Below are 12,054 nucleotides of genomic sequence, written 5' to 3'. Positions count from 1 at the left end.
CAGGTTTCCTCCCTGTTTGTCGACAGTGATTGAGTGGTCCTGGTGCATTCCTCGCCGGCAGTTTCAGGGCCGGCCTGCGGCCAGACTAGCACCGCCCCAGACGCAGCTGAACCCTCGGTCCGGCCCGGCTTCCGGCAGGGCCGCATTCACCGGCCCGTTCCTCCGGCGTGCCCTCCGCGCCCGGGGCAGGCGGCGGCCTAGAATGTGCTCAGGTGCCCCGATTCGTGGGGCTGTCGTTGGGGAGTAGGAAGCGTGGAGGCGGCTAAGCACACCGTGCGCGGGCGGTCGCTCCGTACCTATCGTCAGGCCCGCACCACGCTCTGTGGCGTCATGGTTTTCTGGCTCTGGCTGCTGCTGGGAGCCGCGGCCTTCCTCGCCGGCATGTTTGATTCCCCCGCCAAGGTCTTCCTGGCCATGTATGCCGGCGCCGTTGCCGTGCTGGTCTCCATCCCCGTCGCCTTGCTCGCCGCCATCCTGATGGTGCTCAACTGGCCCGAGGCGGATGGCCGGCGCCCGGCCGCCCAGCGGCTTTTAGCCGCGGCACGCGCCGCCGGCGCGGTGATCTCCAGGCTGCCATGGGGTGCGGCCGCCGGTCGTGCCACGGTCTTGGCCAGTCAAATCGCCCCGGCCGCCCGCCGGATTGGCGCTGCCGCCAAGTCCGGCGCCGGACAGCTGGGCGCCGGTGCCGGACAGTGGCGCGACGCCTTGGGGCGCCGGCCGGGGACGCCGCATCAGCCGCTCGCCGCACCCACCCGGTCGCAGACCCCTGAACGTCCTGCCTCGGTCTTGTCCGGCGCCCGAAAGCCGGTCGCCACGCGCCGGCCGCCGATGCCGCCGCGGCGTCCCGCTGGCCCGCCCGCCGTCGACCGTCGGGACAGGACCTGGAGGACGTGGCTTCCTAGCACTCCACGACGTTGACGGCGAGACCGCCGGTGGCGGTTTCCTTGTACTTGTCGCTCATGTCGCGCCCGGTCTCGCGCATGGTCACGATGACCTGGTCCAGCGACACCCGGTGCGTGCCGTCACCCATCAGCGCCATCTTGGCCGCGTTCACGGCCTTGGCCGCGCCGATGGCGTTCCGTTCGATGCACGGGATCTGCACCAGCCCCCCGATCGGATCGCAGGTGAGCCCCAGGTTGTGCTCCATCGCGATTTCGGCCGCGTTTTCCACCTGTGCCGGGGTTCCGCCGAGGATTTCGGCCAGTCCCGCGGCAGCCATCGACGACGCGGAGCCGACTTCGCCCTGGCAGCCGACCTCGGCACCGGAAATGGATGCCTGCTCCTTGTAGAGGACCCCGACGGCGGCGGCGGTCAACAGGAACTTCACGACCACCTGCTCCTTGTCCTCGCGGGTGGCCTGTTCCATGCCGGGTGCATAGTGCGTGGCGTAGAACAGCACGGCGGGGATGATGCCGGCGGCCCCATTGGTGGGCGCGGTGACCACACGCCCGCCCGAGGCGTTTTCCTCGTTAACGGCCAGCGCCACCAGGTTGACCCATTCCTGCCAGTACTTGTGGTCGCGGTCCGGGTCTTCCTTGCGCAGCCGCTCGTGCCAGGCGGGGGCCCGACGGCGGACGTTGAGTCCGCCGGGCAGGTCGCCTTCCCGCCGGATGGCCGAGTCCTTGCACTCTTCCATGACGTTGTAGATGTGCAGCAGCCCGGCCTCGATCTCCTCGCGCGGGCGTGAGGCCTCTTCGTTGAGCATCATGATGTCGCTGATGGCCAGGCCGGTGTTGCGGCAGTGCTCCAACAGCCCTGCCGCGGTGCGGAACGGATAGGGCAGCTGCTGCTTGGAGGACTCCAGTTCCTCGCGGGCGGCTTCCTCCTCGCCGCCGCGGACAATGAAGCCGCCGCCCACCGAGAAGAAGGTGGCTTCGTGCAGGAGGCGGGCCTCGCCGTCGTCGGCCGATTCCAGCACTTGGAACGTCATGCCGTTGGTGTGCCTGGGCAGCACGGTCAGCGGGTGCAGCACCATGTCCTGCACGCCGTAGTCAAGCGACCGGCCGGCGGTGCCGGGCAGTTCCGCGCCCAGCCGCAGCCGGCCGGACGCGGCGATGTCCGCCAGCCGCTCTTCCACCTGGGCGGGCAGGATCTGCTCCGGGGCGAAGCCCTCAAGCCCCAGCAGCACGGCGGTGAACGTCCCGTGTCCGCGTCCGGTGGCAGCGAGCGAGCCGTACAGGTCCACGCGCAGTCCGTCCACCCTGTCGAGCAGGCCGGCCTCGGCCACCTCCCGCACGAACACGGAGGCGGCCCGCATCGGGCCCACCGTGTGCGAACTGGAGGGACCGATGCCCACCGAGAAAAGGTCGAAAACGCCTACAGCCATGTCATCCCTTTCCTTATTCACGCAGTGCTCAGGCACAACGGGTCCGCAGTGCCGCGGCTACTTGTCCGCCGGGATGCGGTTACTTGTCCCGCCGGTAGAAGGGCAGCTCGACGACGTCGAACGGCTCCGGTTTGCCGCGCAGGTCCACCTCCACCCGGGTCCCGGGCACGGCGTACTCGGCGTCCACATAGGCCAACGCGATCGGGTAGCCGAGCGTGGGGCTGGGTTGGCCGGAGGTGACTTCGCCAACGGTCCGGCCGTCTTTCAGCACCGGGTAGTGGGAGCGGCCGGCGCGCCGTCCGGCCCCCTTGAGCCCCACGAGCTTGCGGGCCGAGCCCTTCTCTTTCTGCGCCTCGAGGGCCTCTCGGCCCACGAAGTCGCCGTCCTTCTTCAGCGCCACCACGCCGCCCAGGCCGGCGTCGAACGGGCTGGTCTGGAGGTTGAGCTCGTTGCCGTAGAGCGGCATGCCCGCTTCCAGCCGGAGCGAGTCGCGGCAGGCCAGCCCGGCAGGCAGCAGGTCGGCGCCCCGCCCGGCTTCCAGCAGGGCGTTCCAGAGCGCGGCCGCGTTGGTGTTGGGAACGTAGATCTCGAAGCCGTCCTCGCCGGTGTACCCGGTCCGGGCCAGCAGAAGCTTGAGCGGCGCCCCGGACACGGTGAATTCCACCTCGTCGGCGGCGTAGTACTTCATGTCCCGCACCACGGCGTGCTGGTTGGCGGGCACCAGCTGGAGCAGGATCTCCACGGATTTCGGGCCCTGCACTGCCACCAGCGACGTCTCGGCCGTGGCGTCCTCCACCGTGGCGTCGAAGCCCCGGACCCGGGCGGCGAGTTCCGCGGCGACGGTGCGGGCGTTGCCGGCGTTGGGCACCACCAGGTAGCGGTCCCCGTTCTGGTCGGCGGGACGCCGGTAGATGATCAGGTCGTCGATGATCCCGCCGTCCGCGTTGCAGATCAGCGAATACTTGGCCCGGCCCTCGGTGACGGCGGAGAGCTTGCCGACAAGTGCAAAGTCCAGGAACTTCCCGGCTTCCGGGCCGGTGACCCAGACTTCGCCCATGTGCGAGAGGTCGAACAGGCCGGCGCTGTTGCGCACGGCGCGGTGCTCGGCCAACTCGCTGCTGTACTTCAGCGGCATCATCCAGCCGCCGAAGTCCGTGAAGGAAGCACCCAGCCGCTCGTGTTCCTCGTAGAGGGCGGTGTGCCGGGGCATGGTGGTGGTCTCGGTAGTCATGCGGTGCGGACCTCTCTAGTTCTCGAAGGCTTCGGGCGGCGGGCAGCTGCAGATCAGGTTGCGGTCGCCGCCGGCGCCGTCGATCCGTCCGACCGGGGCGAAGTATTTGTCCACTTGCAGGCCCGGTACCGGGAAGGCGGCCTGTTCGCGGGTGTACGGGCGGTCCCAGTCGGAGCTGACCACGGCCGCGGCGGTGTGCGGCGCCAGACGCAGCGGGCTGGCGTCGAGCGGGAAGTCGCCGTCGATCACCTGGTCGATTTCGCCCTTGATCGCGATCATCGCGTCGATAAACCGCTCAATCTCCCCCAGGTCCTCGGACTCGGTCGGCTCCACCATCAGGGTGCCGGCCACCGGGAAGGACAGCGTGGGCGCGTGGAAGCCATAGTCGATCAGGCGCTTGGCCACGTCCTCGGCGGTCACCCCCGACTTGGCGGTGAGTTCGCGCAGGTCCAGGATGCACTCGTGCGCGACCAGCCCGTCGTTGCCGGTGTAGAGCACCGGGAAGTGCTCGTTCAGCCGGGCGGCGACGTAGTTGGCGGCCAGCAGGGCGCTCTTCGTGGCCTCGGTCAGGCCCTCGGCGCCCATCATGGCCACGTAGGCCCAGGAGATCGGCAGCACGCCGGCCGAGCCGTACTCGGTGGCCGAGACCGGCACGCCCTTGCCTTCGTGTTCGGCCAGCGCGGCGTTCCCCGGCAGGAACGGCACCAGGTGTTCGGCCACCGCGACCGGCCCGACGCCGGGGCCGCCGCCGCCGTGCGGGATGCAGAAGGTCTTGTGCAGGTTCAGGTGGGAGACGTCGCCGCCGAACTTGCCCGGCTGGGCGAGTCCGACCAGCGCGTTAAGGTTGGCCCCGTCGATGTAGACCTGGCCGCCGGCTGCGTGGACCGCCTCGCAGACGTCGCGCACGTCGGCGTCGTACACACCGTGCGTCGACGGGTAGGTGATCATGATGGCCGAAAGCGCGTCCGCGTGCTGGTCGATCTTCGCGCGCAGGTCGGCGTGGTCGATGGTGCCGTCCGGTGCCGTGGCGACCACTACAACCTTCATGCCGGCCAGCACGGCCGAGGCCGCGTTGGTGCCGTGCGCTGAGGCGGGGATCAGGCAGACGTCGCGCTTGTCGTCGCCGTTGGCCAGGTGGTAGCGGCGGATGGCGAGCAGCCCGGCGTATTCGCCCTGCGAACCGGCGTTGGGCTGGATGGAGACGCCGGCATAGCCGGTGATGGCCGCGAGGCGTTCCTCCAGATCGGTAATCAGTTCGCGCCAGCCGGCGGTCTGGCTGGCCGGGGCGAACGGGTGGATGGAGGCGAATCCCGGCCAGGTCATCGCTTCCATTTCCGCGGTCGCGTTCAGCTTCATGGTGCACGAACCCAGCGGGATCATGGTCCGGTCCAGCGCCAGGTCGCGGTCTGACAGCCGGCGCAGGTAGCGCAGCATCTGGGTCTCGGAGCGGTGGCTGTGGAACACCGGATGGTCCAGGTAGGACGAGCTGCGCAGCAGGTCCTCCGGCAGTTCGAAGCCGGCGTTCCCGGCCGTTTCCGCCGTCTTGCCGGCGGCGTCCTCCACACCGAAGGCCTCCGCGACCAGGGCGAGGTGCTCCGCCGTCGTGGTTTCGTCGGCGGAAATCCCCACGTGGTCCGCGTCAATGCGGCGCAGGTTCACGCCCTTGGCCTCGGCGGCGGCGGCGATCTCCGCGGCCTTGCCGGGAGCCTTCACCGTGAGGGTGTCGAAGAACTGGTCGGCCACCAGCGAGTAGCCGGCGCCGGTGAGCACGCCGGCCAGGGTGCGGGCGGCCTCGTTGGCGTGCTGCGCAATTGCCTTCAGCCCCTCGGGGCCGTGGTAGACGGCGTACATGCTGGCAACGACGGCCAGCAGGGCCTGCGCGGTGCAGATGTTGGAGGTGGCCTTCTCGCGGCGGATGTGCTGCTCGCGGGTCTGCAGGGCCAGGCGGTAGGCGGGCCGGCCGGCGTCGTCCTTGGACACGCCCACCAGGCGGCCGGGCAGCGAGCGCTCCAGCCCCTTGCGCACGGCCATGTAGGCGGCGTGCGGTCCGCCGAAGAAGAGCGGCACGCCAAAACGCTGGGTGTTGCCGACCGCGATGTCCGCGCCCTGCTCGCCCGGCGGGGTGATCAGGGTCAGGGCCAGCAGGTCGGCGGCCACGGTGACCAGGGCGCCGCGCTCCTTGGCCTGCGCGATCACCGGAGCGTGGTCGAACACGCGGCCGGAGGCTCCCGGCTGCTGCAGCACGATGCCCGAGATGTCGCCGTCGGGCAGGCCGGCGGAGAGGTCGGCAACCACTACGTCGAAGTCCAGCGCCTTGGCCCGGCCCTTGACGACGGCGATGGTCTGCGGCAGCAGGTCCGCGTCCAGCACGGTCTTGCCGGCGGACTTGGACTTGTTGGACCGGCGCATCAGCAGCACGGCTTCGGCCACTGCGGTGGCTTCGTCCAGCAGCGAGGCGTTGGCGATCGGGAGCGCCGTGAGGTCCTGGACCATGGTCTGGAAGTTCAGCAGCGCCTCCAACCGGCCCTGCGAGATTTCCGGCTGGTACGGGGTGTAGGCGGTGTACCAGGCCGGGTCCTCCACCACATTGCGGCGGATCACCGGCGGAGTGATGGTGTCGTAGTAGCCTTGGCCGATCATTTGCACGGCCGTCACGTTCTTCGCGGCGAGGGCGCGCAGGTCCGCCAGGACCTGGGACTCGCTGCGGGCGGCGGGCAGGGCCAGCGGTTCCTGCTGGCGGATGTCGGCGGGTACGGCCGCGTCCACCAGGTCGTCGATACTGCCGTAGCCCAACTGCTTGAGCATGGTTTCCGCGTCGTTACGGCGCGGACCGATGTGGCGGTCGGTGAAGGTGGCGCTGCCGGGCCGGGTAGCGAGGTTGGACTTAGCCGTCATTTGAGGAACTCCAGTAATCCCCGGCAGGGCGGACCATGCCGGTAGTGAAGGGTTCCTCCCCGCTCTGTGACTGAACCTGAGAGATTCCGCAGTCGTCGGCCCGTGGGGCCGCCTCCTGCTTGCACCGTCGGTGAGCCGGTCCTGAACGGTCCGGCTGCTTTCCAGAGTTGCCTCTCCGCGGCGGTACAGGGGCCTGAGAGATTCCTGGGGAGGTATTGCTCCTACGGCGCCTGCTGACTGGTACCCAGCAGGACTCTCCCGCCGCATGTCGAAGGCTGTATGCAGTTGTTTCTGACTCCTTGAATGGTAGTCCAGCGGCTGGCGGGCAACAAGGCGGCGACGGCCAAGGGCCCGGTTTAGCGGCCGCGGCCGCTAGGTTTTCCCGCGCGAAAGCATGCCCTTCACGTACGCGGCCTGCCCGACGTGCTCCAGGCAGTCGTCCAGGACGCTGACCAGCCGGACCCCCAGGCTGACGTGCGGGTCCCACCGGGTGTCCACGATCCGGTCCAGGTCATCCTCGGTCAATCCGGCCAGGTACTTCAGGGTGCCCGCATGGACGTCGTCGTAATAGCCGCGCAGCAGGTCGGCCGATTCGACCCGGACGGCCGCTACCTGCTCGGACGTGTGGCCGTAGCCATGGTCTTTCCGGGGCAGCGGCAGGTCGAACTGCTCCGCCCAACCGGTCAGCCAGTACTGGTCCGTGCCGGCGACATCGGCAATGTGGTCGTCCTGGATGCGCGTCAGATGCCAGAGGAGCCAGGCGATCGAGTTGCTGTCGCCGCCTGGCCGGGCGGCCAACTGTCCGGCGTCCAGCCCGTCCAGCACGGTGTGGACGCGTTCCTGGATCCTGCCGTAGGCATCGGCGAGCAGGTCATTGAACTTCATGGCGCCTCCTCGTAGTCGACTGGGCGCCAGCCTACCGCCTGGTGCCGCAGCGAGGAATGCGTGCCACGCGTGAGGCGTGGGGCCGTGCGTCGGCAGCCGCTACCGGTCCCGGGCCGAATCCTCCAGATAGCGGGGCCGCCCCACGATGACCAGGCCCACCGCCAGGATGAGCAACGCAGCTCCCAGCAGGCCGAAGGAAGCACCCCAGCCGCCGCTGACGTCGCGCAGCAGCCCAAACATCAGCGGACCGGCGCAGGCGACGGCGTATCCGATCCCCTGCGCGAACCCGGAGAGCGCCCCCGCACCGGCCGTGGTGCGGGTCCGGAGGTTAACCAGCAGCAGCGCCATGGCGTAGGTGCCCTGGCCGAGCCCGGCCAAGGTGATCCACAGCCACGTGCCAAACGAGGGCGACAGCAGCAGCCCGGCGTATCCGGCCACATAAAAGCCGATAAACAGCAGGCCCAGGCCCAGCGGATTGCGCAGTCGCGCCGCGATCAGCGGCACCAACAGGCTGGTCGGCAGGCCCAAGATGGCGTAGTAGGCCAGCATGGTGCCGGCCGTCGGGGGCAGCATCCCGCTGTCCACCAACAACGGCGGCAACCACGTGAACATGGCAAACGTGTTGGACGAGGTCCCGGCGAACACCAGGGCCAGCCCCCAGGCGACCGGCGAGCGCCAGACGCGTACCGCCGTCGTTTCGGCCGAACCGGCCGCGGCTCCCGCCGCGGTGCCCGAGGCGTCCGCAGCGGGCGGCCCACCGGTCCCCCCGGGGCCGGGTGCCATCCCGGAGCGGGGATAGGCGGGGCCACCTGCCGTCGCGGGACCAATGGCAGGCCCGGGCCCGGCCGCGTGCCGGGCGCTGCCGTCCTCCGGCGGGAGGATGTCCAACCCACCGGGGCGGTAGGGCTGCAGCACCAGGCGCGCGGTCCGACGGCGCCAATGTTCCGTCCATGCGGTCATCAGCCACGGCACGAGCGCGGCCACGCTCACGGCCGCCCACACTCCGATCGAGAACCGCCAGCCGGCAGCCTGCTCAAGCGGCACGGCAAGCAGCGGGCTGAACGCCGTGCTGACCGCCAGCAATGTCACGTAAAGCGCGGTGATCAGGCCGATCCGGTCCGGGAAATAGCGCTTCACCAACGGCGGCAGCAGGATGTTGCCGATCCCGTAGCCCACCATGGTGAGGCCGGACAGGACCAGGAACGACGGCACATCGGAGACCATGGCACGGCCAAGTTGGCCGATCGCGGCCAGGCCCAGTGCCACGAGCAGCAGCGCTTCCAAGCCGATCCGGCGCATCAGCACCGGAACGGCGAACCCGGCGGCGGCGAAGGCTGCCGTGGGCAGCATGCCCAGCACACCGGTGGAGGCCGTGCCGAACGGCACATCCGCGGCAATATCCGCCAGCACCGGCGACACACCGGAGACGGCCAGCCGCAGGCTGAACGCGAGCAGCAGGACGCCGGCGAATACAGTCAGCCGGCCGGCAAACGGGGCGGGGCGCCGCTGGGCGGGGCGTGGCCCGGAGCGGGTCTCGGGACGCGGCGGGGAATCGGGGCTCGGTCGGGTATCGGCAGTCAGTCGTGCGGGCGAGGGCAAGGGTGGTCCATGGGTCGAAAGGCCGGGCGGGCGGCCGGGATCAAAACCGGCCGGGAATCACTTTATCCCGTCGCGGCCCGGCTGCCCGGCAGGCGGGCCAGGAACCTCCTGAGCCAGCCCTTCGGCGAGGATCCAGAATGTTTGCCGCAGCCGCTCCACTGCCGCCTCGGGCTGACCTTGCTGGAGATACTGCACGGTCTCGCACCAGCCGTCGGTCCAGAGAGGATAGGCGACGGCGTGTTGGACGAGGTGCAACCGGCCGAGCGAGCGGTCGAGCACATGCATGTTCACGGCCCTCAGTTCCTGATGATCCGCCGCCCCCAGGATGACGGCCACCAGCCTGCCGATGGCGCGGTAGGAGGCCAGCATGTCCTCCCGGTTGATCGCCGCCCGCAGGTCCTCCGCCAGCGTGGCCATGGTGTCAATCTCGCCGGGCGACAACCGCGGGGCAGCCCGCTCGAACAGCGCGACCAGCACCACGCCCATCACATCCAGGAGCTGGATGGCCTGCTGTGGACCGGGATTGGCAATCCGGTGTTCGTGCCCGGTGGCCTCAACCAGGCCTTCTTCCGTGAGGACGCCGACGGCGTCGCGCACCGGGGCTTCCTCCGCATCGATGCGCCCGGCGAGCCCGGCAACGGTCACCCTGGAGCCTGGCTTCAGGCCGCCGGCCAGGATGTCCTCCCGCAGTTTCCGGACCGCCTCGTCGCGGCCCGCACGCCCGGGCCCGCTGCCCCTCATCATGACCTCCTGCCGGATTATGACTGGCGTCACATACGAGTAATGTACGCGAAAAGGTAGATCGGGGTCACGGGGCTGGCTACTCTGATGGGACCTGCGGCACAGCGTCGTGCGGCAGGTTCTAAACGTGCAGTCAGGACGTGCGCAGCATGAACGCCACCTATACCGCCACCGCAACCGCGAACAGCAAGAACCACCAGGACTGGGGCCGGGCGATGGCCGCCGCCTTGGCCGATCTGGTGCAGCAGAGCGAAAGCGGCCCCGCAGGTCCCCGGGAACTCTATGGCGATGAGCTGCGCCTGGTCATCGAAGAGACGACGGACGGGGTCCTGATCCACCTGTCCTGGACACCCGGCGGTGGGGACGCCTCCGGCACCGTCGGCTGAATTCGTCCGGCCAATGGCCGGCCGGCCGGAGATTGTTCCGGGACTGCCGATGCTGCCAAGATTGAATCCATGGTCTACCGCGAGCCGTATCTGCACGATCTCACGGGGGTCTTTGCGGCACCCGTCCAAGCCTGGAGCGAGCCCCACGGGCAGATCAGGGGTACCGGAGCCCAGGGGGTCTACTGCGGGGACGACCGCGTGTTGGCCCGCTGCCTGCTGGCAGTGAACGGGCAGGAACCGGAGTGGATCTCCACCCAGTCGCGCTCGGCCGGACGCGCCGACTTCTTCGCCTTCATCCGGACCGCGGCGGACGGGACGGATCCGCTGGTGACGCTGAACCGCTCGCGTGCGGTGGAAGCCGGCCGGCTGGCCGAGGCGCTCACGTTTACGTCGGCCCTCGAGGAGGAGTTGGAGCTCCAGGTCCGCGTCGACCTGGTGGCCGACGCCATTCCGCTGGAACAGGTGCGCGCCGGGGCCGCGGGCGAGGCCGGCTCGGTGGCCCCCGGCGCAGCCGCCTGGAACTGGCGGGACAATACACGCGCCGCGCTGACGGCCGAAGGTGCCCGGATCAGTTTTGACGGCAGCCTGGTCCGGCTGGAGTGGACGGAGCTGCTCAAGCCGGGCGCCGTCGTCGTCCTCTCCTGGAGTCTTGAGCTTGACGACGACGATGCTCCCCTGACTGCCGCGGCCGCGCCCCCGCTGCGCACGCCGTCGCTGGCGGGGGATCCCCGGCTGCAGCGGCTGATGAGCCGATCCATGACCGACCTCAACAGCCTGCGGATGGCCGGGCGCCAGACCCCTGGCGATGTCTTCCTGGCGGCGGGTGCCCCGTGGTTCCTGACGCTGTACGGCCGGGAGGCGCTGATTGCCGCCCGGCTGCTGCTGCCGGTCGACGCGGCGGTTGCGGAAGGGACGCTGCGGGCGGTGGCAGCGTGGCAGGGCACGGCCGAGTCGGCCGAATCGGGCGAACGGCCCGGCCTGATGGTCCAGGAGGTGCGGCAGCGCCGCCTGGCGATGCCCGCCGATGCCGTGGTCCGGCAGCTTCCCCCGGTCCTGTACGGGTCGCCCGACGCCACGCTGCTGTGGATCGTGCTGCTGCACGACGCCTGGCACTCGGGGATGCCCGAGGACGCCGTCCGGGACCTGCTGCCCCATCTGGAGGCTGCGCTGGACTGGCTGCGCTTTGACGGCGACCCCGACGGCGACGGCTTCCTGGAGACGCCGGTTCCCGCCCTTCAGGGGCCGGGGCACCAGGGGTCCGGCGACACGCGCGCCGCCTATCGCTATCTGGACGGCAGGCCGGCGACAGGTACGGTCGCGTCGGCCGAACTGCAGGCCTACGCCTACGAGGCGGCGCGTGCCGGAGCCGTGCTGCTGGACTACTTCGGCGAATCGAACGCCGGCGCCGAGTGGCGGGACTACGCGTCCCGGCTGGCGGAAAACTTCCGCAGCCGGTTCTGGTGCACCGACGACGCCGGCCCGTACCCGGCGATGGCCCTCGACGACCGGAAGCAGCGGGTGGACGGTGTCGGGTCCGGCATGGGACACCTGCTGGGCACGGGGCTGCTTAACCCCGAGGAAACCCGGACGGTGGTTGCGCGGCTGATGGACCGGACCTTGTTCTCCGGCTACGGCGTCCGGACCCTGTCCGCCGCGAACCCCGGGTTCTGGCCCACCCGCCGCCGCTCAGGGGCGGTCTGGACGCAGGAGACCGCGTGGGTTGTGATGGGGCTGCTGCGCACCGGCTTCCAGGAACAGGCCGCACAGTTGGCGGCAGGGCTGCTCGACGCGGCCGAGGGATTCGACTACCGGTTGCCGGAGCTCTTCAGCGGGCAGGCCGCGGTGGAGGTCCGCCCGGCGCTGCCGTATCCGTCCGCCTGCCGGCCGCATGCCGGGGCGGCCGCGGCAGCGGTGCCCGTGGCGCTGGCACTGGGCGGTTTCAGCGCCACGGCCGTTTAGCCACCGCCGCCGGGCAGGCGGTCCGTCCCGCC

General features: G+C 70.1%; 9 protein-coding genes and 1 riboswitch. Of the genes, 3 read left to right on the top strand and 6 right to left on the bottom strand.

Annotated features, from left to right (window positions below):
• Positions 1 to 252: 252 nt before the first annotated feature.
• Positions 253 to 918 (top strand): hypothetical protein, encoded by a 666-nt coding sequence (locus tag AC5RVS_RS05500; RefSeq protein WP_494107444.1) that lies wholly within the window; start codon positions 253 to 255, stop codon positions 916 to 918.
• Here the strand turns inward: AC5RVS_RS05500 and AC5RVS_RS05495 are convergent.
• The 6 genes from AC5RVS_RS05495 to AC5RVS_RS05470 all read right to left on the bottom strand — a co-directional run bounded on the left by AC5RVS_RS05495 (position 899) and on the right by AC5RVS_RS05470 (position 9,680).
• The gene (locus AC5RVS_RS05495) at positions 899 to 2,326 is read right to left on the bottom strand and encodes an L-serine ammonia-lyase (protein WP_494107443.1); all 1,428 of its coding nucleotides are present in this window, start codon (positions 2,324 to 2,326) and stop codon (positions 899 to 901) included. The two genes, AC5RVS_RS05500 and AC5RVS_RS05495, sit on opposite strands and share 20 nt — an antisense overlap.
• A 79-nt stretch (positions 2,327 to 2,405) precedes the next feature.
• Positions 2,406 to 3,557 (bottom strand): glycine cleavage system aminomethyltransferase GcvT, encoded by a 1,152-nt coding sequence (gcvT, locus tag AC5RVS_RS05490; RefSeq protein WP_494107442.1) that lies wholly within the window; start codon positions 3,555 to 3,557, stop codon positions 2,406 to 2,408.
• A gap of 15 nt (positions 3,558 to 3,572) precedes the next feature.
• On the bottom strand, positions 3,573 to 6,452 hold the full coding sequence (gcvP, locus tag AC5RVS_RS05485) for an aminomethyl-transferring glycine dehydrogenase (RefSeq protein WP_493989672.1): 2,880 nt from the start codon (positions 6,450 to 6,452) through the stop codon (positions 3,573 to 3,575).
• A gap of 171 nt (positions 6,453 to 6,623) precedes the next feature.
• Positions 6,624 to 6,723, bottom strand: a riboswitch (glycine riboswitch).
• Between the two features lie 101 nt (positions 6,724 to 6,824).
• Entirely contained in the window at positions 6,825 to 7,337 is a 513-nt protein-coding gene (locus tag AC5RVS_RS05480; protein ID WP_493989673.1) for a mycothiol transferase, read from the bottom strand.
• 99 nt (positions 7,338 to 7,436) lie between these two features.
• Entirely contained in the window at positions 7,437 to 8,936 is a 1,500-nt protein-coding gene (locus AC5RVS_RS05475) for an MFS transporter (protein WP_494107441.1), read from the bottom strand.
• A 57-nt stretch (positions 8,937 to 8,993) separates the two neighbouring features.
• The gene (locus tag AC5RVS_RS05470; protein ID WP_494107440.1) at positions 8,994 to 9,680 is read right to left on the bottom strand and encodes a GntR family transcriptional regulator; all 687 of its coding nucleotides are present in this window, start codon (positions 9,678 to 9,680) and stop codon (positions 8,994 to 8,996) included.
• Between the two features lie 146 nt (positions 9,681 to 9,826).
• On the opposite strand from AC5RVS_RS05470, the gene AC5RVS_RS05465 reads away from it, so the two are divergent.
• Together AC5RVS_RS05465 and AC5RVS_RS05460 are read left to right on the top strand one after the other, a co-directional pair.
• Positions 9,827 to 10,063: a hypothetical protein gene (locus AC5RVS_RS05465; protein WP_493989676.1), complete on the top strand. Its 237-nt coding sequence runs from the start codon at positions 9,827 to 9,829 to the stop codon at positions 10,061 to 10,063.
• A gap of 69 nt (positions 10,064 to 10,132) precedes the next feature.
• Positions 10,133 to 12,022: a glycogen debranching N-terminal domain-containing protein gene (locus tag AC5RVS_RS05460; RefSeq protein ID WP_494107439.1), complete on the top strand. Its 1,890-nt coding sequence runs from the start codon at positions 10,133 to 10,135 to the stop codon at positions 12,020 to 12,022.
• The last annotated feature ends 32 nt before the right edge of the window (positions 12,023 to 12,054 follow it).

It is taken from the genome of Arthrobacter sp. Y3221048, from assembly GCF_059092685.1.
Note: the sequence above shows the minus strand (reverse complement) of the source record. Positions and strands in the feature narration are given on the sequence as shown.